This window comes from Bacillus sp. EU55 (assembly GCF_038005925.1).
Lineage (GTDB): Bacteria > Bacillota > Bacilli > Bacillales > Bacillaceae > Bacillus > Bacillus velezensis.
Map to the genome: position 1 here is coordinate 4,042,085 of NZ_JBBOUE010000001.1, position 23,949 is coordinate 4,066,033.

Annotated in this window: 19 protein-coding genes and 2 riboswitches; of the genes, 7 read left to right on the top strand and 12 right to left on the bottom strand. The window is 46.6% G+C overall.

Features of this window, described 5'->3' with window-relative positions; all coding sequences use genetic code 11:
- Positions 1–7: 7 nt before the first annotated feature.
- Entirely contained in the window at positions 8–1,621 is a 1,614-nt protein-coding gene (gene katX, locus NYE50_RS20675; protein ID WP_159353594.1) for a catalase KatX, read from the top strand.
- Positions 1,622–1,660: 39 nt separating this feature from the next.
- Here the strand turns inward: katX and NYE50_RS20680 are convergent, their stop codons facing one another.
- Positions 1,661–2,647 carry a choloylglycine hydrolase family protein gene (locus NYE50_RS20680; protein WP_071182066.1) on the bottom strand — a complete coding sequence of 329 codons (987 nt, stop codon included), beginning with the start codon at positions 2,645–2,647 and terminating at the stop codon, positions 1,661–1,663.
- A 317-nt stretch (positions 2,648–2,964) separates the two neighbouring features.
- Here NYE50_RS20680 and NYE50_RS20685 point away from each other — a divergent pair, with 317 nt between their 5' ends.
- Positions 2,965–4,323, top strand: a complete 1,359-nt coding sequence (locus NYE50_RS20685; protein ID WP_224988565.1) for a purine-cytosine permease family protein — start codon at positions 2,965–2,967, stop codon at positions 4,321–4,323.
- Between the two features lie 13 nt (positions 4,324–4,336).
- On the opposite strand, the gene NYE50_RS20690 is transcribed toward NYE50_RS20685, so the two are convergent.
- The 5 genes from NYE50_RS20690 to NYE50_RS20710 form a co-directional block, all read right to left on the bottom strand.
- Entirely contained in the window at positions 4,337–5,167 is an 831-nt protein-coding gene (locus NYE50_RS20690; RefSeq protein ID WP_032875660.1) for an NAD(P)H-hydrate dehydratase, read from the bottom strand.
- A 91-nt stretch (positions 5,168–5,258) separates the two neighbouring features.
- Positions 5,259–6,989 carry a thiol reductant ABC exporter subunit CydC gene (gene cydC, locus NYE50_RS20695; protein WP_159353595.1) on the bottom strand — a complete coding sequence of 577 codons (1,731 nt, stop codon included), beginning with the start codon at positions 6,987–6,989 and terminating at the stop codon, positions 5,259–5,261.
- Complete coding sequence (cydD, locus tag NYE50_RS20700) at positions 6,986–8,689, bottom strand: thiol reductant ABC exporter subunit CydD (RefSeq protein WP_159353596.1); 1,704 nt, start codon at positions 8,687–8,689, stop codon at positions 6,986–6,988. The genes cydC and cydD overlap by 4 nt, the downstream gene beginning before the upstream one ends.
- On the bottom strand, positions 8,689–9,705 hold the full coding sequence (gene cydB / locus NYE50_RS20705; RefSeq protein ID WP_014722010.1) for a cytochrome d ubiquinol oxidase subunit II: 1,017 nt from the start codon (positions 9,703–9,705) through the stop codon (positions 8,689–8,691). The genes cydD and cydB overlap by 1 nt, the downstream gene beginning before the upstream one ends.
- Positions 9,689–11,095: a cytochrome ubiquinol oxidase subunit I gene (locus tag NYE50_RS20710; protein ID WP_007614697.1), complete on the bottom strand. Its 1,407-nt coding sequence runs from the start codon at positions 11,093–11,095 to the stop codon at positions 9,689–9,691. Before NYE50_RS20710 ends, cydB begins: the two co-directional genes overlap by 17 nt.
- Positions 11,096–11,597: 502 nt before the next feature.
- Here NYE50_RS20710 and NYE50_RS20715 point away from each other — a divergent pair.
- Positions 11,598–12,941, top strand: coding sequence for a 2-hydroxycarboxylate transporter family protein (locus tag NYE50_RS20715; protein ID WP_012118784.1), 1,344 nt, complete (start codon positions 11,598–11,600; stop codon positions 12,939–12,941).
- Positions 12,942–12,976: 35 nt separating this feature from the next.
- On the opposite strand, the gene NYE50_RS20720 is transcribed toward NYE50_RS20715, so the two are convergent.
- The 4 genes from NYE50_RS20720 to NYE50_RS20735 all read right to left on the bottom strand — a co-directional run bounded on the left by NYE50_RS20720 (position 12,977) and on the right by NYE50_RS20735 (position 17,025).
- Positions 12,977–13,819 carry a polysaccharide deacetylase family protein gene (locus NYE50_RS20720; RefSeq protein WP_061861669.1) on the bottom strand — a complete coding sequence of 281 codons (843 nt, stop codon included), beginning with the start codon at positions 13,817–13,819 and terminating at the stop codon, positions 12,977–12,979.
- Between the two features lie 99 nt (positions 13,820–13,918).
- Positions 13,919–15,019, bottom strand: coding sequence for an ABC transporter ATP-binding protein (locus NYE50_RS20725; RefSeq protein WP_014419235.1), 1,101 nt, complete (start codon positions 15,017–15,019; stop codon positions 13,919–13,921).
- A gap of 117 nt (positions 15,020–15,136) precedes the next feature.
- On the bottom strand, positions 15,137–16,030 hold the full coding sequence (locus NYE50_RS20730) for a PucR family transcriptional regulator (RefSeq protein WP_159353597.1): 894 nt from the start codon (positions 16,028–16,030) through the stop codon (positions 15,137–15,139).
- Between the two features lie 158 nt (positions 16,031–16,188).
- Positions 16,189–17,025: a YitT family protein gene (locus NYE50_RS20735; protein ID WP_003150818.1), complete on the bottom strand. Its 837-nt coding sequence runs from the start codon at positions 17,023–17,025 to the stop codon at positions 16,189–16,191.
- A 65-nt stretch (positions 17,026–17,090) separates the two neighbouring features.
- Positions 17,091–17,192, bottom strand: a riboswitch (guanidine-I (ykkC/yxkD leader).
- A gap of 346 nt (positions 17,193–17,538) precedes the next feature.
- Between NYE50_RS20735 and NYE50_RS20740 the strand changes: the two genes are divergently transcribed.
- Positions 17,539–18,078, top strand: a complete 540-nt coding sequence (locus NYE50_RS20740) for a DUF4352 domain-containing protein (RefSeq protein WP_119834765.1) — start codon at positions 17,539–17,541, stop codon at positions 18,076–18,078.
- Positions 18,079–18,190: 112 nt separating this feature from the next.
- On the opposite strand, the gene NYE50_RS20745 is transcribed toward NYE50_RS20740, so the two are convergent.
- The gene (locus tag NYE50_RS20745) at positions 18,191–19,759 is read right to left on the bottom strand and encodes an IS1182 family transposase (protein ID WP_340762868.1); all 1,569 of its coding nucleotides are present in this window, start codon (positions 19,757–19,759) and stop codon (positions 18,191–18,193) included.
- A 162-nt stretch (positions 19,760–19,921) separates the two neighbouring features.
- Positions 19,922–20,938, bottom strand: a complete 1,017-nt coding sequence (gene galE / locus NYE50_RS20750) for a UDP-glucose 4-epimerase GalE (protein ID WP_014419237.1) — start codon at positions 20,936–20,938, stop codon at positions 19,922–19,924.
- Between the two features lie 210 nt (positions 20,939–21,148).
- Here galE and pepT point away from each other — a divergent pair, with 210 nt between their 5' ends.
- The 3 genes from pepT to NYE50_RS20765 all read left to right on the top strand — a co-directional run bounded on the left by pepT (position 21,149) and on the right by NYE50_RS20765 (position 23,705).
- Positions 21,149–22,381 (top strand): peptidase T, encoded by a 1,233-nt coding sequence (gene pepT, locus NYE50_RS20755; protein WP_224988560.1) that lies wholly within the window; start codon positions 21,149–21,151, stop codon positions 22,379–22,381.
- Positions 22,382–22,957: 576 nt separating this feature from the next.
- Complete coding sequence (locus NYE50_RS20760) at positions 22,958–23,125, top strand: hypothetical protein (RefSeq protein WP_003150808.1); 168 nt, start codon at positions 22,958–22,960, stop codon at positions 23,123–23,125.
- Positions 23,126–23,228: 103 nt separating this feature from the next.
- Positions 23,229–23,705: an LURP-one-related/scramblase family protein gene (locus NYE50_RS20765; protein WP_022553977.1), complete on the top strand. Its 477-nt coding sequence runs from the start codon at positions 23,229–23,231 to the stop codon at positions 23,703–23,705.
- An 84-nt stretch (positions 23,706–23,789) separates the two neighbouring features.
- Positions 23,790–23,876, top strand: a riboswitch (SAM riboswitch).
- Positions 23,877–23,949 lie beyond the last annotated feature (73 nt).

The following is a 23,949-nucleotide window of genomic DNA, read 5'->3' on the forward strand; positions in this document are numbered from 1 at the left end:
TTCAACAATGGAAAATAACAAAAACAGCGAAGAAACGCTTTCCAGTAAGACGACCGGTAAAGGCGAGTCAGAAGACACGCTGACAAACCGGCAGGGCCATCCGGTCACTGACAACCAGAATGTCAGGACAGTCGGCAATAGAGGACCGACGACATTGGAGAATTATGATTTTTTGGAGAAAATCAGCCACTTTGACCGCGAACGGATTCCCGAGCGCGTCGTTCACGCGCGCGGCGCCGGCGCACACGGATACTTTGAGGCCTACGGAAGTTTTGGAGACGAGGAGATTTCTAAATACACAAGAGCGAAAGTGTTTCAAAAGAAAGGAACGAAAACTCCGGCGTTTGTGCGGTTTTCTACCGTCAACCACGGAAAGCATTCCCCGGAAACATTGCGTGATCCCCGGGGTTTTGCCGTTAAGCTTTATACCGAAGACGGCAACTGGGATCTGGTCGGCAACAACCTGAAAATCTTTTTTATCCGTGATCCGCTGAAGTTCCCGGATCTTGTGCACGCATTTCAGCCTGATCCCGTTACGAACATTCAGGACGGCGAGCGTATTTTCGACTTCATCTCCCAATCACCGGAAGCGACTCATATGATCACTTTCTTGTTTTCGCCGTGGGGCATCCCGGCCAACTACCGGCAGATGCAGGGCTCAGGCGTCCATGCCTACAAATGGGTCAATGAAGAAGGAAAAGCCGTACTCGTCAAATATCACTTTGAACCGAAACAAGGCATCCGCAACCTGACACAGAAGGAAGCGGAAGAGATTCAGGGGAAAAACTTTAACCATGCGACACAGGATTTGTATGAAGCGATTGAAAAAGGCGATTACCCTGAATGGGAAGTGTATGCGCAAATCATGACTGATGACGAACACCCCGAGCTGGATTTTGATCCGCTTGATCCGACCAAGCTGTGGTATAAAGACGATTTCCCTTGGAAGCCGATCGGTAAATTGGTTCTGAACAAAAACCCGGAAAACTACCATGCCGAGGTGGAACAAGCGTCATTCGGAACGGGCGTGCTTGTGGACGGCCTTGATTTTTCGGATGACAAATTACTTCAGGGGCGGACATTCTCCTATTCAGATACCCAGCGGTACCGCGTCGGCGCAAACTACCTGCAGCTTCCGATCAACTCGCCGAAAAAGCATGTCGCCACCAACCAGGAAGGCGGGCAAATGCAGTATCGGGTCGATCGGGCAGAAGGACAAAACCCGCACGTCAACTATGAGCCGTCCATTATGGGAGGACTCAACGAAGCAAAGCAGGATGGGAAAGACCATACACCTCATGTCGAAGGCGATGTGAAGCGGGAAGCGATCGACCGGTCGAATAATTTCGGCCAGGCCGGAGAAACATACCGCAGATTTTCGGAATTTGAACGGAACGAATTGATCACAAACCTGGTCAATACGCTTTCTTCCTGCCGCAAAGACATTCAGGATCAAATGATTGAGAATTTCACAAAAGCAGATCCGGACTACGGAAAACGTGTGGCGGAAGGGCTGAAAAAAGCCGCCGAAAGCAACAGCGGCGGGCCGATCGGCACTACTGATACAGCACAAGCCGCAAAACAGGCTGAACAGGAAAGCCATCCGTCTGATCCGTATTAAATAAAAAAACAGGACAATCGCGTCCTGTTTTTTTTTGAGCTAATTCAGCTCCTGTATATTCTGCTCCGCCGCGGCCGCAAATACTTTCGGCTCCGGACGGTCAAGATTTTCATGGAATAAACTTACTTTGTGAATCTGCCGGTTGTCGTACAGATGAAAGTAGTAGTTCCCGGTGTCACAGCACATGACCGACGTATACTGCGTATAATCAATTTCATTCTCCTCTGTGATCACCGCGCCTTTTGGAATATTCACATTGGACAGCACGTGAAAAGCGGCCGTAACGCCATCCGTTTCATGAGCGGCAGGCTCTAAATGCTCTTTCAGATAAGCGGCTCTGATGAATCGGGATGGCGGCGTGTAATCACCGGGAAGCCCGATCGTTCCAGATCCTTGGCCGAAAGCGGTTAATGTCATTCCGCCCAATGTTTTGCTTTCTGACTGTTGCGGCCTGATTCCGATATAATGGCGCAGATTGGTCACATGCCAAGGAAATTCCGGACTGTTGGTCATCACTCCGGGTTTGTTGTCATATACTTTCATTCCCTCCGGTGTCGGCTCGATGACAATGCAGCCGCCCGTGCGGTCTGATAAAATCCAATGAAGAGGCAGCACCGTATCCAATAACATTAACTTCTTCTCTACAATCGTCAGCGAACCGAGCTTTTCCTTTATTTCTTCAAGAGATTCACAGTTTGATAAGGCCCAGGTGACAAACTCATGAGGAGCGATGTGACAGGTGCCCTCCCGTTCCGCTTTCTCGTATCCCGCAAAGCCCGGAAAATACAGCGTCGCACACGACAGCCCTTTTTCATTTACGCCGTCGGCAAACAGAACATTGCCGAGATTTCTCCCCATACCGATAAATGCGTATTTCGTCTTATGCATCCTGCCGTCAGCTTCGCTTTTCCAGCTGTACTGACGAGGGTAAAGCACGACGTCCGTACCGAGCTGAAATGCAAAATCCATCGTTCGCGCCAATAGGTGATTACCGTCTGTCGTTTTCAATGTAAGACTTGTACACATATTATCAATCCCCTTTTCATTAATGAAATTTACACAAAGTAAACTATTCTTCCAGCTTAACGAATAATGGCTCCATTCGTCAAAAGATTGACACATTTCTCCTTAATACATATTAGTCCGTAAGCATATCCATGCCTTTTAAACCCTGGCAAATCGTTTTGGCGGCAGTGTTTGTTCCGTTTTTTTAAAAAAACTTTTGAACGGCTGTCAGCGAGGCTTTACAATGTTTTTCCTGCATGCTGGAATTTGTAAACGGCAGGTCAATCTGTTAAGCTATGACTTTATGTTAAAAGAAGACATACGGAGGAGATTATCTATTGAAAGTAGAAAGGCGAACGATTGAACATATTCCGCATCACGAAAGACACGGAAAGGCCAAAGATTTATTCCCCGTTTGGTTCGGGGCGAATATGCATATTACGACGTTAGTCACAGGCACACTGCCCGTTACAATGGGACTCGATCTCTTTTGGAGTATCGCCGCCATTATTATCGGAACCTTTATCGGCGCAATCTTTATGGCGTCTCATTCCGCACAAGGACCTCAGCTCGGAATTCCGCAAATGATTCAAAGCCGCGCGCAATTCGGCGTGATCGGAGCGATTCTGCCCCTCTTTTTGGTCATGTTTATCTACCTGGGCTTCTTTGCGAGCAGTACGATTCTCGCAGCCGGTACACTGAGCAGCTTTGTACCGATTCCGGCTTCATGGTGTATTATCGGCTTAAGCGCCATCTGTTTTTTACTCACGATCTACGGTCATGATCTGATTCACAAAATGCAGAAAATCCTCTCTTGGACCTCCTTTGCCGTTTTTTTTGCTGCAACGATTCTTATTTTTCAACTGCCGATTCCTTCAGGAAGCTGGGTGCCCGGCTCATTAGACCTGCCTGTTTTCCTAGTGGCGGTCAGCGCGGTGGCCACATGGCAGCTGGCATATGCGCCATATGTCGCAGATTATTCCCGTTATCTGCCGGTCAAAACACCGGCATCGCATACCTTTTGGTACAGCTACGCAGGTACGTCAGTCAGTTCCATCTGGATGATGCTTCTCGGCGCCATTTTGACGACGGCGCTCCCGGAATTTACCGCTAATGCGGGAAATGAGATTGTCCGATTGTTCGGTCCGTTTTCCTTTATTATGCTGATCATCGTCCTGTTCGGACAAATGGCGATCAACGTCTTTAATTTATACGGAGCCTTTATGTCAACCACGACTACTTTGGAGCCGTTTTTAAAACTGAAGGTGACGCCGAAAACGCGAGTGGTAATGATCCTTTGTGTGACGGCAGCGGGTACTGTATTAAGTCTCTTGGGCCAAAGCAATTTCATGGAACTGTTTTTAAATTTCATCTTTTTCATCAGTTATTTCTTAATTCCATGGACGGCGATCAACCTCGTGGATTACTATTTTATCCGACGCGGAAAATACCACGTCAAATCGATGTTTGACGTCAACGGGCAATACGGCAGGGTCAATTGGATTACAGCGGCCGCCTTCGTTTTGTCGATTATATTAGAAATCCCGTTCATCAATACATCCTTTTACATCGGGCCGCTCGCTGAAATATTCGGCGGAGGCGACATTGCCTGGGTCATCGGCCTGGCCGTTCCGTCGCTGCTGTATTATGTCCTGATGAAATCAAGGGTAAAACAAAAAGAGGCGCCTTCCCTATGAAGACGCCTTTTCTTTATTCATATTCCTTCCATACACGCGGCAGCAGTTCAGAAAGTTCGTGCGCCAATAAGGTATGGGCGGAGCGCTCTTTCGTCCATAATTCCGCACATTCGCCGTGAAGGCGGACGGCGTTCAATACGGCATGCTTCGGGTCTTGATGACAGCACAGCATGCCGAGAATCATTCCCGTCAGCGTGTCGCCGGTCCCGCCTTTTGCAAGCGCGCCGTTTCCGGTTGTATTCCTGCGGCATTCCCCGTCGGGAAAAGCGATAATGGTTTCGTTTCCTTTCAGGACAATCGTGGCATGAAGCCGCTCCGCCCATTCCGCGGCATATCCCGCTCTGTTCTGCTGAATTTCTTGAATCGGAAGGCCTGTCATTCTGGAAAATTCGCCGGGATGAGGCGTCAAGATCACGGGGGCTTTCCTCTTTGGATAGGTTCTTTTCGTAATGGCGCCCGCGTCCAGTATGACGGGATAATCGGCAGAAAGCAGCTGATCAGCCGCCTGCTGCACTTCGTCTGTTTGAGGAAGGCCCGGCCCGATGGCAGCGGCCCGGATGGTTTCCCCGGGCTGGCCCGCCGCGGCTTTTTTCCAGCCGTCACGCCAGTACGTCGCTTCCGGCAGCACCGGGACGATGAGCGGAATGACGCCTGCCGATGTACCGATGACGAGCTTGCCGACACCGCTTCTCATCGCGCCCAATCCGGCCAGAAGGGCGGCTCCCGGCATGTCATCGCTCCCGGCCAGCAATAACGCCGTCCCGAACGTTCCTTTATGGCTGTCTGCCTCCCGTTTCGGCAGCGTATCTTTCACATCCTGTTCCGTCCAATCCATTATATTCATCTCTGTACCTCCTCTTCTGTCTCCTATTTATATTCCAAACAAGAAGAGATTTTAAACCGCACAAAAAAAACAGCCGCTCGTTTGCGGCTGTTTATGTTCTGATCGGAACATCAAGACGGTAAAGCTTCCGGTACCGTTCGTTTTCTGCAAGCAGCTCTTGATGGGTTCCTTCCATTTCTGCTTTTCCATTTTCTAAAAAGACGATTTTATCAGCTGTTTCCACACCCGCTAAATGGTGTGTAATCCAGAGGATCGTTTTCTCTTTAAAGACATCAAAAATCGTATCAAGCAATTCGCGTTCAGTGACCGCATCAAGGCCGACCGTCGGTTCATCAAGGATAATGACCGGCGTATCTTGGAGCAGAATACGGGCAAGCGCGATCCGCTGCCGTTCCCCGCCTGAGAAACGAATTCCCGTCTCCTGCACGGACGTTTCATATCCGTCAGGCAATGATTCAATATAATCATGCAGCTTCACTTGCCGCGCCGCACGCTTAACATCTTCATCACTCGCCTTGCCGTTTCCGAGCCGGATATTGTTCATAATGCTCGTGTTAAAGAGATGAGGTTTCTGATTCAAAACGGCCACCGCTGAGGAAATCTGCTCCTGCACGGCCGCAGTTTCCAGCCCGTTCAGCATCACTTTGCCCGAATCGGGAACTAAGGCGCCTTCAATTAAAGCGAGAGAGGTCGACTTACCGGAGCCGCTCCTGCCGAGCAGCGCCATTTTTTCACCTTGGCGGAGAGTGAAGGAAAAACGGTCAAGCACATGACTGTGCTGATCATAAGAAAACGTCACGTTATCAAATGTAAGTGTCACATCAGATACATCCAGTTTCTCATCTGTCTGCTTCACCTCACGACTTCGCAGCTCCGGAGCCGCCTTACTCATTCTTTTGATGGAATCCTGATAAGAAGGCACTTCCGTCAGCGCATCCGAAAGGGGCAGAAACGCCTCCGTCAATGGAAATACGACAAGCACAAAGGCCGCGATCATCGTGTTGGCGATGCTGCCGTCCGCATACTGACCCGCCGTCCAGAACAGCATGATCAATATGAAGCCGCCGACAAGACATTGCGCGGCGAGATCACGCCATCTCGTAAACCGCTGACGTTTGTTTTCAAGGTCAAACCATGCCTTCTCTTTCTCTTCATAAGAGGAAATAAAGGCGGCCTGGCGTCCCGAAAACATCCAGTCGCTCACGCCGAGCACGGCATCTGTCAGCCGGCTGTAGAGCGTATTCCGGCCGCTTTTCAGCCTCATGTTTTTCGCTCTCGTCACAAGAAGCGACACAACCGGAAATAAGACAACCAATACAAACAGGTAAATCGCCGCAAAAGCGGCAAACGGCCAGGAAAAAAAGCCGAGTCCGATAACGGAGGCCGCATACAGCAGCAAAGCGGAAACCGCCGGGAAAATCGTTTTTAAAAACGCATCCTGCAAATGCTCAATATCCTCAGCCAAAATGCCGAGCATGTCGCCCGTCCGAAAACGGGATGAAAGCATGAGCGAGGCCGGCTCCAGCATATTGTAAAGCCGCACCCTCATGTCGGACACGATTTTCAAAATGATATGGTGCCCCGTCAGACGCTCGGCGTACCGTGAGACTGAACGGGCAATCCCGAAGGTGCGCACGGCTACAATCGGAACGTACACCAGCAGGATATTCTCAGGCCTTGTCGCCGACTTAGAGATCAAAAAACCGGAAGTGAACATGAGAAAGGCCGCCGAAAAAATCGTCACCGCGCCTAAAAAAATCACAAGAACAAACAAACGGGCATTTTGCTTCATATACGGCAGAATCCATTCTTCTTTTCTCATGTTCTTTCCCCCAGTTGCGCCTTTACAAGTTTGGCGTATACGCCTTGTTTCGCCATCAATTCGTCGTGGGTGCCGATTTCCGCCACCGCGCCGTCATTAAGCACGATAATGTCGTCCATCTCAAGCATCCAGTGAAGACGGTGAGTGGCCAGAAAAACAAGCTTGTTTTCAAACAGGTCTTTCATCGTTTCTTTTATTTCATATTCTGTTTCAATATCAAGGTGAGCGGTCGGCTCATCCAAAAGGAGAATCGGACGGTTTCCTAAAAAGGCTCTGGCCAGCGCGACACGCTGAGCCTGTCCTCCGCTGAGCGGCCGTCCGCCCTCGCCGATCAGGCCGTCAAGACCGCCGGGCAGATCACGGATCAGTTCGGAAAGACCTGCCGAAGCAGCGGCCTGCGCCGTTTCCTCATGCGAAGCATCAGGATGATAAAACCGGATATTATTCAAAAGCGTGTCATCAAAAATGTACGGATGCTGCGGAATATAAAGCAGCTGCTTCTGCCAGCTGTCCGACTGCAGATGCGAGCGGGATTCACCGTTTACCTTGATCTCACCGGACGCAGGCTCTAAAAAGCCGCCCAGCACATCAATGAGTGTCGATTTTCCCGCACCGCTTTCCCCGATAATTCCGATTTTCTTCTTCCCTTTAAAGGACAGATGAAATTCAGACATCGATTCTCGGACGGACAAACGCGTAAGCTGTAATTCATCCCCGTCAGTCCACGTATCAAGTTCGAGCGGCTTTTCTTCTTTAAAACCGGGCTGCGCCAAAATCGTTTGAATGGTTTTCCCCGCCTCCTGCCCGTTTAACGTCGCGTGGTAATCATTTCCCACTTCGCGGACCGGGAGAAAATATTCAGGCGCGAGAATGAGCGCGGTCAGTGCCGGCCCGAGCAGAATTTGTCCGTCTATCAGCCGCAAGCCGAGAAACACCGCCACTGTCGCCACCGACAGCATCGTAAAGAAATCCAGGGCGAATGATGATAAAAACGCGACCCGGAGCGTGCTCATCGTCGCCTTACGGTATCTCTCACTGACATGAAAGATGTTTTTACTGTGTGATTTGCTTAATCCTAAAAACCGCAATGTCTCCAGTCCGCGAAGCGAATCCACGAAATGATTGGAAAGCGTCTGATAGGACTTCCATTGGCGATCGGCTTTTTTCTGTGCGACAAGTCCGAGCAGAATCATAAATACAATCAAAATCGGAAGCGCAAGAATCAGAATCAATGCCGATGTTTTATCCTGAAAAAACACGTAAATAACAACGGCCGCCGGTACAATCGCCATGCTGACCATTTTCGGCAGAAACAGCTCTAAATAACGGCGGAACTGGCTGATGCCTTCCATCGCCAGCGTCACCATCCGGCCTGTTCCCTCTTTTTTCGCAAAGCGGGGGCCGAGACGGAACAATTGCTCAAGAAATCTTTTTCTTAAGTCTGCGCCGGTTTGCGCGGCATATTGGTACACGATTTTCTGCCGGACCGTTGTCACCGCATGCCGGACCAAAAACGCAAGCAGGAAAAAGCCGATAACCGGATAAAGAGAAGCAATCCGCTTCCCGTTAAATAATCCGGTTACCGCCTGGCTCAGCCATTCCGCCTGCAAGATGATGGCGGCCGTTTGTATAATCGTTAATCCCGTAATGATCGCAAGAATCCGCTTCATTCCTTTATAAAGAAACAGGTCTTTTCCCATTAATAAGTCATAGGCTCCTTATGGCTGACGCGTTTCCGGAAGACATAATAGCTCCAGATCTGACTGCCGATAACAAACGGCAGCAGAGTCAGTGCGACAATTGTCATGACCTTAAGTGAATAATCACCGGAAGACGCGTTAGCTACTGTTAAGTCATACGCGCTTTTCAGCGAGCTGACCATGACGCGCGGGAACAGAGAGATAAAAATCATCGCAACTGTCAAAGCAAGACCCGCGCCGGTCATACCGAATGCCCAGCCGTCTTTTTTCTTGCTCATGAACACAACGGCAAGAACGTTGCAGATGACAATCAGCACGAATACCGGAATCGTGATGTTTGCCCGGCGTGTAAACATATCCGTATCGTATGCAGACATCGCAAAGAAAGCAAGTACAACAAGAAAGATAACACCGATTACGCGTTTTGCCATTTTTCTCGCACGCTCTTGTAAATCACCGATCGTGCGCAGGGTGATAAACATTAAACCGTGCAGGAATGAAAGAAGGGTGACGGCTGCTCCGCCAAGAACGGAATACACGTTCACAATATCTGAAAAACCTGCGTGAATGTTCATATGTCCGTCAATCGGCACACCGCGGAACAAGCTTGTGAAAATAAGTCCGAATACAAATGGCGGGATAAGGCTGCCGAAGAAAATCACCCAGTCCCATGTTTTGACCCATTTCAGATTATTCACTTGGCCGCGGAATTCAAATGCCACGCCGCGCCCCATCAAAGCAAGAAGAATGATGATAAACGGAATGTAATATCCGCTCAGCATCGTCGCATACCAGTTCGGGAATGCCGCGAAGATCGCTCCCGTACCTGTGATAAGCCACACCTCATTCGCATCCCAGAACGGGCCGATGGTGTTAACCAGCACTCTGCGTTCTAATTCATTATGGCCAAGAAATCGGGTCGAAATGCCGACACCGAAATCAAAACCCTCTAAAAAGAAAAATCCGACAAACAAAACTGAAACGAGTATAAACCAAAGATCATGAAGTGACCCCATGGTAGACCTCCTGACTGAACGGATCCGTTGATACAGGAACATCCTTATGATCATCATGGTCCGCACCTTTTTTAATTTCACGAACGAATAGGAAAACAAGCAGAGCGCCTAAAATCAAGTACATGACGCCGAAGCTGATAATTGAAAACAGCAGAGATCCCGTCGTTACGTTAGGAGAAACGGATTGTGCGGTCGTCAATTGTCCCATGACCGTCCACGGCTGGCGGCCGATTTCAGTCATAATCCAACCGGCAGAGTTCGCAATGAATGGAAATGCGATCAGTGCGATCATGCCCCGTAAATACCACTTGCTCGTATGAAGCTTTTTGCGGCGGTTCAGAATAAAGCCGGCAATCGCGGCAAAAATCATAAGCGCGCCCGCGCCCGCCATAATGCGGAAACTCCAGAACGTCGTTTTAACAGGCGGGATATAGTCGCCTTTTCCGTACGTTTTTTCGTATTCTTTTTGAAGTGTTTTCATCCCTTTCACACTGCCGCTGAACTTCTGGTAAGCCAAGTAGCTGAGTGCGTAAGGAATTGAAATTTCTGATGTGTTTTTTTCTTTATTCGTATCAATATTCGCAAAAGCCGTCCACGCGGCAGGATCACCGCTGTCATCCCAAAGCGCTTCACTGGCAGCCATTTTCATCGGCTGCGATTCCATTAAATGCTCAGCCTGCATATGTCCGCTGAACGCAACGCCGATACCGGCGATCAGACCGACAATCATCGAAAGCTTGAAAGATTTATGGAAGAAAGGCACTTCTTTTTTCTTCAATAATTTAAATGCGCTGACACCGGCGATAAAGAAAGCACCCGTCGCAAGCGCCCCGAAAATGACGTGAGGGAATTCAACCCAAAGCTGAGGGTTTGTCAAAAGCGCCCCGAAATCATTCATTTCCGCGCGGCCGTTTTTAATCGCAAAGCCGACCGGCTCCTGCATGAATGAGTTCGCCGTCAAAATCCAGAAAGATGACATAATCGTTCCGAAGGACACAAGCCAAATGCAAAGCAAATGCACTTTTTTAGATAAACGGTCCCAGCCGAAAATCCATAATCCGATAAAAATAGACTCCATAAAAAACGCCAAAAGCGCTTCAACCGCAAGCGGAGCTCCAAATACGTCTCCGACAAAACGGGAATAATCAGACCAGTTCAGACCGAACTGGAATTCCTGAAGAATCCCTGTGACGACGCCGACAGCAAAGTTAATTAAAAAGAGATGCCCCCAAAATTTAGCCATTTTGAGATAGGTCTCTTGTTTTTTGACAACATAAAGCGTCTCCATCAAAGCAACCATAAACACAAGCCCGATAGACAAAGGCACAAACAAGAAGTGAAACAATGTTGTAGATGCAAATTGAATGCGGGCTAATACCAACTCACTCATGATGTTTTTCCTCCAATCTGGTAAATTGCTCAACATTTCACAAACATAACGAGATCATTGCTCGGTATTTCACAAAAAATGATATATTTGCTCAATGTTTCACAAATTCGTCAAAACTATTGAAATATCAGCCTGTACACCCTGGGGGACAGCGGCTGTCATAGAAATGATTCAATATCATTACTTTACAACGATTCAGCCTAAAAAAAAAGATCAATATACCTAAAATAAGGCTGAAATTGTGACCGATTATTGTCGGATTTGTAGAGATTTTATGTCAGCACCTAGGATATTTGTCCCTTTGATATCGTACCTCTTTTTTATTCGTGTGGCGAACAAAATGCTTTTCTCGGTGAAAAAGCCCGCCAAATCGCCATTTTGAGAAAGAAAATGTGAAGAAAGCATGTCCTCTAGTAAATTCATAATATATGAACAATTTAAATTTTTTAGTATACTTTAAATGGGGATATTTTTTCACTACATAACGACTGGGGGAACAAGCATGGGAGAACTTCAACCAAAATTGCAAACGGATTCAATCCAAAAACAGGAACGGACTGATAACTGGTTTGCCAGAGCAATGAATATAAGAATCGGCATTATTCCTCTTCCTATCTATATCCTGCTTTTCTTGCTTATTACAGTGTTTGTCATGAGCCGTGATGTAAAAAGCGACATTCTGACATCAATTGCCGTCATGAGTTTTTTCGGATTTACCTTCGGCCAGATCGGAAAATCCATTCCGATCGTGCGGTCCATCGGCGGCCCTGCGATTCTCGCAACCTTTATTCCATCCGCTGTCGTCTACTACCACCTGCTTCCGAAAGACATTATTACTTCAACAACAGAATTCACGGAAAGCTCCAACTTTCTCTATCTATTTATTGCCGGTATCGTCGTCGGCAGTATTCTCGGGATGAAAAGAGAGACGCTCGTCAAAGCTTTCGTCAAGATTTTTATTCCGCTGATCGCCGGCTCGATCGCGGCCGCCATCGTCGGCTTATGCGTCGGGACGCTGCTCGGGCTCGGCTTTCAGCACACGCTGCTTTATATTGTCGTTCCGATTATGGCGGGGGGTGTCGGTGAAGGCGCGATTCCTTTATCCATCGGCTACTCCGATATTATGCCGATGTCCCAGGGAGACGCCTTTGCGCTTGTGCTGCCGTCCATCATGCTCGGCAGCCTGTGCGCCATTATGTTATCGGGTTTGCTGAATGTCATCGGGAAACGCAAACCGGAATGGACGGGCAACGGGAAGGTTGATAAGTCTGATCATTCCGCTCCCGCATTGGAACAGCCGGCCAATGATAAAACGTTTGATTTGTCCTTTTTCGCTTCGGGCGGTATTTTAGCGGTTTCCCTCTATTTGGTCGGCATGCTGGCGCATGATTTCTTTCAGCTTCCGGCTCCTGTCGTGATGCTCGTCCTTGCCGTTCTCATTAAGCTGTTCAGGCTGGCGCCGGCTTCGATTGAAAACGGAGCCTTCGGCGTCTCGCGCTTTTTCTCGACAGCCGTGACCTATCCGCTCTTATTTGCGATCGGCGTTTCAATGACACCGTGGGACAAGCTGATTGCGGCGTTTACGATCAGCAACATCATTACCATTTTATCAATCGTCGTCACGATGATGGCCGTCGGTTTTCTGACCGGAAAATGGCTGAATCTGTACCCGATTGAGACGGCGATTATTAATGCCTGCCATTCCGGCCAGGGCGGCACCGGCGACGTCGCGATCTTGAGCGCCGCTGAACGGCTTGAGCTTATGCCGTTCGCCCAAGTGTCGACCAGGATCGGCGGAGCGATTACCGTGAGCGTCACCCTTCTGCTGCTTCATCAATTCTATTAAACTGAAAAAAGCCTCCGCATGATGCGGAGGCTCTGTTATTTCATCACATTTTGAATATAAGAGCCGAATGCCGCGCCGGACATGCCCGGCGACACACGGACGCGGTGAAGCCCGTAAAGCCCCTGATCTCTTGACGCCGCTCCCGGCTCCGTCGTGACCGCCATACGGTAGCCTGACGCGGCGGCGGCTTTTAATGTTTCCTTATTATATCGTCCGACAGGGTAGCTGATCATAGACGTCCGCTGCCCGAACATTTGATCAAATAAACGCTTAGAGTCCTTCATTTCACGTCGCTGCTGCTGCGGTGTAAGCCCGTTCAATTCGAGATGGTTCATCGTATGGCTCTGAATGGAAATGCCGTGGGCGGCCATCTCCTTCATCTGCTTCTCAGTCAGATGATTCTTGTGCCCGATAAAGTTTCCGATCATAAAAATTGTCGCTTTCATCTTGTATTTCTTTAAAATGGGATAGGCCGCTTTCACATTGTCGGTATAGCCGTCATCAAATGTGATCAGAACACATTTTTCACGCGGCTCCTTATCTTCCGTCAGCATCAGATAGGCCTCTTCAGGAGTCATCGTATAATAGCCGTGATCATGAAGCCACTTCATATGCTGCCGGAATTCTTCCTTCGGCACACGCAGGCTGTTTCCCTCAGAAATGCTGTGGTACATCAGAATCGGCAGTCTTGCCGTTCCTTTCGTTTTAACCCAGGCGGACGTATCCGGCTCCTTTTTGATTTGGCGCTTTACAGACTTTTTATCGTGGTGCGCTTCTGCCTTCGGAATGCTTTGTTCGGCGCTTGCCTCATGGCCCGAGCAGGCGGCAAGCGTAAACACGGCAGCCAAAAGGCACATGCACATGATCATGCGTTTCATCGTTTTCCTGCTTTCTGTCTTCTATTTACTTTTTATATCGGTTATGCGTCATAAATTGTTACATCAAAAAAGCCGGACATCCAGCTGTCCGGCTTTGCGTTATGAGCGGATTCTGATTTCTGTTTCACTGTCAAAAAAGTGAGCCTTATTCATGTCGAAAGCGACGGTCAATTCCTCACCGGCATGAATGTCATGGCGGGCGTCAATCCGGGCGATAAAATCCTGATCCCCGATCCGGGAATAGACCATAATTTCTGACCCGAGCAATTCCGCGACATTGATTTTAGCTGTGATGGATGAATTCTTATAGGATTCTACCACAATCAGCTCGTCATGTATGTCTTCCGGGCGGATGCCGAAGATAACATCTTTGCCGGCATACCCTTTTTCGCGGAGCATTTTCATTTTCCCTTCCGGCACGCCGAGAGCGGCTGAACCGATCTGAATGGCGCCGTCCGTCAGCTTTCCTTTGAAAAAGTTCATCGCCGGGGAGCCGATAAACCCGCCGACAAATACGTTTTCGGGATGTTCATACACGTCTTTCGGGGTGCCGATCTGCTGAATTTTTCCGTCCTTCATGACTACGATGCGTGTCGCCATCGTCAGTGCTTCTGTTTGATCGTGCGTCACATAGATTGTAGTTGTTTGCAGCCTTTGATGCAGCTTAATAATTTCTGCCCGCATCTGCACCCGAAGCTTTGCGTCCAGATTTGACAGCGGCTCATCCATTAAAAACACTTTGGCGTCCCTGACAATCGCCCGGCCTAATGCAACCCGCTGCCGCTGCCCGCCGGAGAGCGCCTTCGGTTTGCGGTGCAGATACTCTGTGAGCCCCAGCATTTTTGCCGCTTCTTCGACCCGTTTTTTAATCTCCGGTTTCGGCATCTTCCTCAGCTTCAGACCGAAAGCGATATTATCATAGACCGTCATGTGCGGATATAACGCATAGTTTTGAAACACCATGGCGATATCCCTGTCTTTAGGAGCGATGTCATTCACTCTCGTGTCACCGATATAGAAATCGCCCTTTGTAATGTCTTCCAGCCCGGCAACCATCCTCAATGTTGTTGACTTTCCGCACCCCGACGGACCGACAAACACGATAAATTCTTTATCTTTAATATGAAGGTTAAAATCATCGACAGCCGCTTCTTTTTGATCGTAATACTTATAAATATGCTCCAGCCGAAGTTCCGCCATGTCATCTCCCCCTTTTTTGTAAACGCTTTCTTAAATAGGATTGTAACAGCGTCAGACGGCGGCGGATATAGGCAATGTTCATAAAAAAAGTCCGCTGCCTTCGTGCACATTTCCCATTTAATGTGATTTTTCATACTGCAGACAAATGAAATAAGCCAGCAGGGCGCCCTGATATGTCTTAATATCAATACCCGAGCGTTCCGCAAATTTATCAATCCGATATTGAAGACTGTTGCGGTGCAAATGCAGTTTTTTCGATGTGAGCGACATGTTCGAGTTATGTTCAATAAAAGTCTGAATCGTATGCTTCAGCTCCGGTTCTTTCTGAAACAGCAGCGCCGCTTCTTCGTGAAGCAAGGCTGAGAGCTTTTCTCTGCTTTCTTCCGTGAGCATGGCCGGAAATACCGTTTCCGCGGTCAGCGTGCTCAGCTGCGGGAGATAACGCCGGCCAATCTGACAATATTGCTGTTCTCTCCGATAATGAAGGCGCAGACGTTCCCCCGCGCCATAATACCTTCCGATGAAAAAACGGACACTGAAATAAAAATCGCCTTCGAGAATCTTCACAAAAGATGCGATGTCATCCGAATCGGGCGCTTCCAGCTTTTCTTCCTCCACAATCACGCCTTGATCCCTTCCCGTCCGGACAACTATATATGAAACCGGCCAGAAATGGCGCAGCGCTTCCGTAAATGCCCCCCAGTCCCGTTCTCCCAATAAGTCATAATGGATAAAACGGACACGCGGCTCCTTGACATCAGGCACCGGGCCTTCTTCCAGCAGAAAACGCCGCCACCTCTTTGCTGCCGCCGTCTCCGGAAAAAAATCGCCTTTTTCTTCAGCGGGCGTCAAAAATGATTCCAGAAGCAGTTTCTCCTTCGGGGTGATATCCTCCTTCAGAATGGCGACATAGCCCCGCCTTTTTTCATCATAAAAGCAAAAGACATCCTCCGCCGTACAGCACGTATCAGACAACACAGCCCTTGGGTAAATTGCCAATAACGGGTTCATATGTGCTCCTCTCTATCTCTCTATCATATTTTCAGTATAAAACGTCCGGCCGATTGTATCCACTTCGTTTTAAGAAACAGCTTTCAGGCTATTTCCCGGGAAACGGATCATCTGCCGGCATAAGAAAAAAACCCTCCGCGCCGGCAGAGGGATTCTTTTTATTTAGAGATATCGACGAAGCCTTCGCCAAAGACGTCACGCACATCATGAACAATGACAAACGCTTTTGTATCACAGCTTTTAATAATTTTTTTGAGCATGGAAAGCTCTTGTTTCTGGATGACGATATATAAAATCTCCTTCGACTGCCCCGTGTAATTTCCTTTACCCGACAGCAGCGTAACCCCTCTGTCCATAAGCGTGTTGACCTGTTCAGCGATTTCGTGCTTATGCTCAGATATAATCGTCACCGCTTTTTTCGTATTCAGGCCTTCAATGATAAAGTCCATCACCTTCGTTCCGATGTACAGCATGACAATGGTAAACATCATTTTTTCCGCACCGATGATGAAATAAGAACTGAAGACGACAATCAGATCAAAGAACAAAAGCGCATAACTGATATTCCAATCGAGATATTTGTTCGCAATCCTCGCCAAAATGGCAGAACCCGCAGTCGTGCCTCCGACTCGAATAATGATCCCGATTCCGACACCGGCAAACACACCCGCAAAAATAGTATTAATAATGAGTTCATGTGAAGGCGAGTGCCAATCATGCGTCAGATGCAGAAACAGTGAGTTGGCAACAACGGTAATGATCGTATAAAGCGTTGTTTTTCCGTCTAAAAATTTATATCCGATAATCAATAAGATCCCGTTCAAAATGATATTCGTCACCCCGGGCGACCACTCAAACACATAGTACAAGATCAGGGTGATTCCTGTTACCCCGCCCTCTCCAAGATCATTCGGAATGGCGAATAAATTAACGGCCAAAGCAAAGATAAAAGCCCCAATAATCAGCATCAGCACATCCAGCAATCTCTTTTTCATCCCAGACACTCCCTTTATATAAAATCAAAAAAGCCCGGGAGAGCACTCTTCATCAAAAGAGCAGAAACTCCCGGGCTTTTATCCCAACGTGTCACAGCAGGAACCTGCTGTGTGTTTTCTCTCGGTCCAGACCAATTCAGCATTGCGGAACCCTAGAAAACCACTGTTTTTTATGTTCAGTTTTTGTATATCTTTCAAGATTATACGGGAAATCACGAACATGTTCAACCACTCTTTTTTCAATAAACCTATAAAAAATTCGAACGATCTGCCGATACTAAAAAAGGCCTTTAAAATACATGACTAAAAAACCATTAAAATACTTTTTTTCTCAAAATATTATTGACTATAGGTTATTTTACAGGCATTATAGTATGTAGTTTTTAAGAAATAGTTTACATAGGAGGAAATATTATGGCAGGCAACCTGGTGTCTTGTAAGGCATGCGGCAAAGAAATCGCTAAAGGCGTTAAAAAATGCCCAAACTGCGGTAAAGATCAGAGAAACTTTTTTATGAGACATAAAATTATCACATTGCTTCTGGCAGTAGTGGTTATTATCATTCTCGTAAACATCGGCGGCGGAGGCGGATCTTCATCATCTAAAACCGCGTCTTCAAAAGCTGCGGAATCCAAGGAAAAACTGTATAACATCGGTGACACTGTTAAGACTGAGAAAACTGAAGTTACTGTTACCAAAGTGGAAAAAAGAGATTCAGTAGGCTCTCAATTTGTCGAGAAAAAAGCGTCTGACGGCGGCGTTATCGTAGCTGTTCAATACACAGTTAAAAATGTTTCAAACAAGCCGTTAAGCTCTTTCTCCATTCCAAGAGCGAAATTAGTAGATTCTAAAGGAACATCCTATGATTCAGATATTGATGCTTCTTCAAGCTATGCAACAGAAACAAAAGTAGACAACAGTAAAATTTTAAGTGACTTGAACCCGAACATTAAAGTTACTGACGTAAAAGCTTTTGAAGTTGATAAAAACGCATACTCTAAAGGCACTTGGAAATTAAAGTTCAGCAACGATGTTGAAGTGAAAATTAAATAATGACCGTAATAAAGTGGCTGGGACAAAACTAGCTTCAAATAATGAGAAAGGTGAATTTGGGGGTACTCAAATTCATCTTTCTTTATTTTTATGTATAAATTCTTCTATTACCTTAGAAGTTGGCAGTGAATTTTCTTAAATTCACTGCCATTAATGCGAGACCCATTTCGTTTGCTACCTTCGATTTTCCTCGTACAGAAAATCGAGTGAAACGCAAATTAGCCTTCAAGAATCCAAAAACTGGTTCCACATCGGTTTTACGTTTTCGATAGATGGCACTCGTTTTCTCTTCTGAAAGCTTCGCTCTCACATATTCTTTTTGCTGTTCCCATTTTTTGTTCACCATTAGTTTTCGATTGTTTCCTTCTTTTGCCTTGGTACATGATGAACGGAATGGGCATCCTGAACAGTCTTCGCACTCGTAGACTTTGAAACTCCTTTGGAAACCTGTAGCGTCCGTTCGGACAGAATGATATTGAAATTCTAAACGTTTCTGATTAGGGCACGTATATGTATCGGTTTCTTGATCATATACCCAGTTATCAGGATTAAATGTATTTTGTTTGTACTTTTTCTTTTGTTCCTTCAAAAACATGTTATATGTTATCAGTGCTTCTCGGTTTCTGTTTGAGAGAATATCACTAAAGTTTTGTTCACTACCATAACCTGCATCTGCAACTATATGTTTCGGTAACTCGAAATAATGTTGCTCGATCTCATCTAAAAATGGAATTAACGTACGTGTATCTGTTGGGTTTGGAAATAGACTATAAGCAAGCGCATATTGACCTTCCGTTGCGATTTGTACATTGTAACCAGCTTTCAATTGCCCGTTTTTCATATAATCATCTTTCATTCGCATAAATGTCGCATCTAGATCTGTTTTAGAATAGCTATTACGTGGTCCAAAGATTTTAAGATCCTGTTGGTACTTCCGTTTTCTTAGGATAAAATCAATCAACTGTTTACGCACTTGTTTCGGGTATTTTCGTTCCCTTCGTAAGGCTTTTCGTTCCGTAACGTCTGAAGATGCTTCTATTTGTTTATCATATTCGGTCACTACTTCGTCTACTTTTTGAACCATTTGAGTGAGCTCTCCAAATGATAGCTGTTCATCACTTTCCCGTTCCATTTGGGGTATGATTTCGTTCTCAAGCAACTCATTGTACAACTGGTTTGACTTATCAATTAAACGCTGATGAAATTTCTCAATCGCTTTCTTCCAGACAAACGTAAATTTATTCGCATTCGCTTCAATCTTTGTACCATCGATAAATATCGCTTCTTGATCGATCAGTTTTTCTTCAATCAATTGGCAGCGAAATTGGATGAAACATTGACGGATTAAATCTTTCACTACTGGTTGAACACGAAATCGGTTAATTGTACGGTAGCTTGGTTCATACCCTTGAGCTAACCACATCATACGGATACTGTCTTTTAATAGGGCCTCTATTTTACGCCCTGAAAAGACAGATTGAGTGTAGGCACATAGAATAATTTTAAGCATCATGCGTGGATGATAGGCAGGACAACCTTCATTTCGAAGAAATGGTTCAAACGCTTCTTGAGGGATACTTTCCACTAAATGATGGACATGGTAGGCAATATCATTATTTTGTAACTTTACTTCTAAATCTAAAGGCAAAACGATTTGATTCATGGTATAATCTTTAAACATAAGGACACTTCTTTCTGATTAGATTTTGTATGGTAACTTAATTTTATCAGAAGTTGTCCTTATTTTTTATTGTAAAATAATCAAAAACGGTGAAAGTTTACTCGTCGTAAAATTTCACCGTTTTTTTCGTCTTAGAGGTGGGTTTTGTCCCAGCCCCTTCTTTTACACCTTTTGGTACCCGTTCACATTGGAGGACTGCCACTTCCAAGAGTCGGCGCACATTTCTTCAAGCCCGCGCTTTGCTTCCCAGCCTAATTCAGCCTTCGCTTTTGCCGGGTCTGCGAAGCATGCGGCGATGTCTCCCGGGCGCCGGGCGGCAAAACGGTACGGCACTTCTTTTCCCGATACTTTTTCAAACGCCTTGACCATCTCAAGAACGCTGTAGCCTCTTCCCGTGCCGAGATTATAGGCATCCGCGCCTGTTGTGTTCAGCACCTTCTCAAGCGCTCTGACGTGGCCCTCGGCAAGGTCAACGACATGGATGTAATCCCGCACGCCGGTGCCGTCCTTTGTCGGATAATCATTGCCGAACACCTGCAATTGCTCAAGCTTGCCGACAGCGACTTGGGCGACGTACGGCATTAAATTATTCGGGATGCCGTTCGGGTCTTCTCCGATCCGGCCGCTCGGGTGCGCGCCGAACGGATTAAAGTAGCGGAGCAGCGCAATGCTCCATTCAGAGTCCGCTTTATGCAGATCGCGTAAAATCTGTTCCAGCATCAGCTTTGTCTGCCCGTAAGGATTGGTCGCGCTTAATGGAAAATCCTCAGTGATCGGCGTTGTTTCCGGAACGCCGTAAACCGTCGCTGAAGAACTGAAGACGATTTTTTTCACACCGTGTGCCTGCATGGCTTCACATAAAATAAACGTCCCCGTCAGATTATTATGATAATAACGGAGCGGAACAGCCACAGACTCACCGACCGCTTTTAATCCCGCAAAATGAATGACGGCTTCAATCTCATTTTCAGCAAACACCCGGTGAACGGCATCACGGTCAAGGAGATCCGCTTCATAAAACACAAGCCCTTTTCCGGTAATGTCTTTCACACGCTCCAATGCTTCCGGTGAACTATTTGACAGATTATCCAGAACCACGATGTCATAGCCGCCGTTTAACAGCTCGACACATGTGTGGCTTCCGATATAACCCGCTCCGCCTGTCACTAAAATCGCCATGAAGAAAGCCTCCTCTATTGAATGAATTGACCATATTATATCGGTTTTTTCTTTCTCAAACATCCATTTCCAAAAAGTTTAATCGTTTAGTCATCGTTTCTTCATAATTTGTTTTCATTCGCGTAAAACACAGAGCCCTCGAATCAAACCGGTTGTGAAATAGAAATCCCTCCCCCGCGCATGGTAAGATAAGACAAAGGAGATGACGGTATGAAAAATGAAATCATTGAACGCTTTACCTCTTACGTAAAAGTCGATACACAGTCTGACGAAAACAATGAAAACTGCCCTTCAACCCCCGGCCAGCTGACATTGGCCAACATGCTGGCAGATGAATTAAAGTCGATCGGCATGACAGAAATCACAGTCGATGACAATGGGTACGTCATGGCGACTCTGCCGGCGAATACGGATAAAGACGTGCCGACTGTCGGTTTTCTGGCTCACGTGGACACCGCGACCGATTTTACCGGAAAAAATGTGAATCCTCAGATTATTGAGAGCTACGACGGACATGATATCGTTTTGAATGACAAACTCAATGTCGTCCTGTCGCCTGAGCAATTCCCGGAGCTCTCCCGCTATAAAGGCCAGACGCTGATCACAACAGACGGCACGACGCTGCTCGGAGCCGACAACAAAGCGGGCATTGCCGAAATTATGACGGCAATGGCATACTTGATCAAACATCCGGACATCAAACACGGAACGATCCGGGTCGCGTTCACGCCCGATGAAGAAATCGGCAGAGGCCCTCACAAATTCGATGTCGGCCGCTTCAACGCCGCATTCGCCTACACGATAGACGGAGGCCCCCTCGGCGAACTGCAATATGAAAGCTTTAACGCAGCCGCCGCAAAGCTGACTTGTTACGGAAAAAGCGTCCACCCGGGAACGGCGAAAAACAAAATGGTCAACGCTTCAAAAATCGCGATGGAATTTCATCACGCGCTGCCGAAAGAAGAAGCGCCGGAATATACGGAAGGGTATGAAGGCTTCTATCATTTACTTTCCATGAACGGAGACGTTTCTGAAGCCGCCCTGTCGTACATCATCAGAGACTTTGACAGAGACCGCTTTGCAGAACGAAAAGAATATATGCAGAAAACCGCCGATGCGCTGGCGGCCAAATACGGCAAGGAAAGCATCAAGCTTGAACTGCGTGATCAATATTACAACATGAGAGAAAAAATCGAACCGGTCAAAGAGATAGTCGATGTCGCCTATCAAGCCATGAAAAACCTCGACATCGAACCGATTATCGAACCGATCCGGGGCGGAACCGACGGATCACAGCTCTCTTACATGGGGCTGCCGACACCGAACATTTTTACGGGCGGCCAAAACTTCCACGGAAAATATGAATACATTTCCGTCGATCATATGGAAAAGGCGGTAAACGTCATTGTTGAAATCGCCAGGTTCTTTGAAGAGCGCGCTTAAAACCAAAGCCCCCTGCTTTGGTTTTTTTCTTTCACATGAAACCTTTCCTCCTTTCTTTCCGTATATAAGGTATGAAATGGAAAGAAGGAGTGAAGACTATGGCAAGAGGGACTGTAGCGAAAGAATTAAAAAAAACCTTAAAAGACCCGCGTGTTCTGGAGACGAAATCAAACCCTTTTAAAAAGCTGCGGAAAATGTTCAAACGATTTTTTTAAGATAACATCTCGTTTTCTTTAAAAAAATAAAGAAAGCGCTGTCATTCCGCAGTCATCTGTTAGAAGCAGTTATTTTGCATATTATAAGGTTTTTTAGGGTACTGAATAACACTAGGCAAACGAAAACAACGAAGTGGTTAATTAGACTCTTACAAAAAATAGTGAAAAAGTTATATAAACGATCATCATTCATCAGCCGATACAATCTATAGAACCACAACAAGAGCAAATTTTCTTCAACCCATAGTCATTTTTACGGAAAATGACGTTATTTTTTAAAAAAGTGACAATTGTTTGAATACTTTTCGTTTGTTTTTTTGTACAATAATAATACCAAAACTTTTTTTGGGAGGTATGTAAAATGATGCTACTTATTTTTGCTGCTTTGACAGGGTATCTTGTTTTCTCTTTCAGTAAGGACAACCGCCGGAAAACGCCAAAGACAAGCCCGCTGGTGACAGCTGCCGACACGAATAACATCATTGATTTAAATGCGATCCGTCAAAAACGCCGGATGCCGCTATCATAAAAACGACAGCTGCCGCAAAATCGGCAGCCTTTTTTTTATGCACCCGGCCGATATGAAACCATCCGCCTCCTTTTTTCGTACAACATAAAAAAGGAGTTTTTTTATGTACCATTTTTATATCAAAGAGCGGATGTTTACGTTTAAGAATCGTTTTCAAGTGTTTCTTGAAAGCGGGAAAGAAGTCTACAATGTTGAAGGAAAGCTGTTTTCATTCGGTGATGAACTGAAGCTGACTGATTTGGACGGCCGCACGCTCGCCAGCGTCAATCAGAAACTGATGTCGCTCGTTCCCCGTTACGAGATTTCCGTCAGCGGCAAACCCGTCTGCCAAGTCATCAAGAAAGTCACGTTATTCAAACCGAAATTTGAAATTTCCGGACTCGGCTGGGATCTTACCGGCGATGTGTGGGGCCGGAATTTTCAAGTGACAGACGGAAAATCAAACCGGATGACCGTCACCAAATCATGGATGAGCTGGGGCGATTCCTATCATTTGCAGATTGAAAAGGAAGAGGATATCGTTCTTTGTCTCGCGATCGCCATCGTGATAGATATGATTCTATTTGAGGGTGACAAATAAAAATATTTATCGAAATATATTGACAATATAAGATAATATACTAAGATTAAGAGTATTACAGTTTATTCTGAAAAATAGCATATTTCCTTATCAAGAGAGGTGGAGGGACTGGCCCTATGATACCCGGCAACCGCTGTTCAGCAGAATGGTGCTAAATCCTGAAGATAAGGTTGAGATTTGCGGACGCAAGCTCTTCCCTATCCGAGGGAAGAGCTTTTTATATTTCATCAGGAAAGAAGGAATC

Excerpts from the sequence above, each read along its gene's own strand:
- katX (WP_159353594.1), top strand. The coding sequence starts at position 8 with ATGGAAAATAACAAAAACAGCGAAGAAACGCTTTCCAGTAAGACGACC.
- NYE50_RS20680 (WP_071182066.1), bottom strand. The coding sequence starts at position 2,647 with ATGTGTACAAGTCTTACATTGAAAACGACAGACGGTAATCACCTATTG.
- NYE50_RS20690 (WP_032875660.1), bottom strand. The coding sequence starts at position 5,167 with ATGAATATAATGGATTGGACGGAACAGGATGTGAAAGATACGCTGCCG.
- cydC (WP_159353595.1), bottom strand. The coding sequence starts at position 6,989 with ATGAGAAAAGAAGAATGGATTCTGCCGTATATGAAGCAAAATGCCCGT.
- cydD (WP_159353596.1), bottom strand. The coding sequence starts at position 8,689 with ATGGGAAAAGACCTGTTTCTTTATAAAGGAATGAAGCGGATTCTTGCG.
- cydB (WP_014722010.1), bottom strand. The coding sequence starts at position 9,705 with ATGGGGTCACTTCATGATCTTTGGTTTATACTCGTTTCAGTTTTGTTT.
- NYE50_RS20710 (WP_007614697.1), bottom strand. The coding sequence starts at position 11,095 with ATGAGTGAGTTGGTATTAGCCCGCATTCAATTTGCATCTACAACATTG.
- NYE50_RS20715 (WP_012118784.1), top strand. The coding sequence starts at position 11,598 with ATGGGAGAACTTCAACCAAAATTGCAAACGGATTCAATCCAAAAACAG.
- NYE50_RS20720 (WP_061861669.1), bottom strand. The coding sequence starts at position 13,819 with ATGAAACGCATGATCATGTGCATGTGCCTTTTGGCTGCCGTGTTTACG.
- NYE50_RS20725 (WP_014419235.1), bottom strand. The coding sequence starts at position 15,019 with ATGGCGGAACTTCGGCTGGAGCATATTTATAAGTATTACGATCAAAAA.
- NYE50_RS20730 (WP_159353597.1), bottom strand. The coding sequence starts at position 16,030 with ATGAACCCGTTATTGGCAATTTACCCAAGGGCTGTGTTGTCTGATACG.
- NYE50_RS20735 (WP_003150818.1), bottom strand. The coding sequence starts at position 17,025 with ATGAAAAAGAGATTGCTGGATGTGCTGATGCTGATTATTGGGGCTTTT.
- NYE50_RS20740 (WP_119834765.1), top strand. The coding sequence starts at position 17,539 with ATGAGACATAAAATTATCACATTGCTTCTGGCAGTAGTGGTTATTATC.
- NYE50_RS20745 (WP_340762868.1), bottom strand. The coding sequence starts at position 19,759 with ATGTTTAAAGATTATACCATGAATCAAATCGTTTTGCCTTTAGATTTA.
- galE (WP_014419237.1), bottom strand. The coding sequence starts at position 20,938 with ATGGCGATTTTAGTGACAGGCGGAGCGGGTTATATCGGAAGCCACACA.
- pepT (WP_224988560.1), top strand. The coding sequence starts at position 21,149 with ATGAAAAATGAAATCATTGAACGCTTTACCTCTTACGTAAAAGTCGAT.
- NYE50_RS20760 (WP_003150808.1), top strand. The coding sequence starts at position 22,958 with ATGATGCTACTTATTTTTGCTGCTTTGACAGGGTATCTTGTTTTCTCT.
- NYE50_RS20765 (WP_022553977.1), top strand. The coding sequence starts at position 23,229 with ATGTACCATTTTTATATCAAAGAGCGGATGTTTACGTTTAAGAATCGT.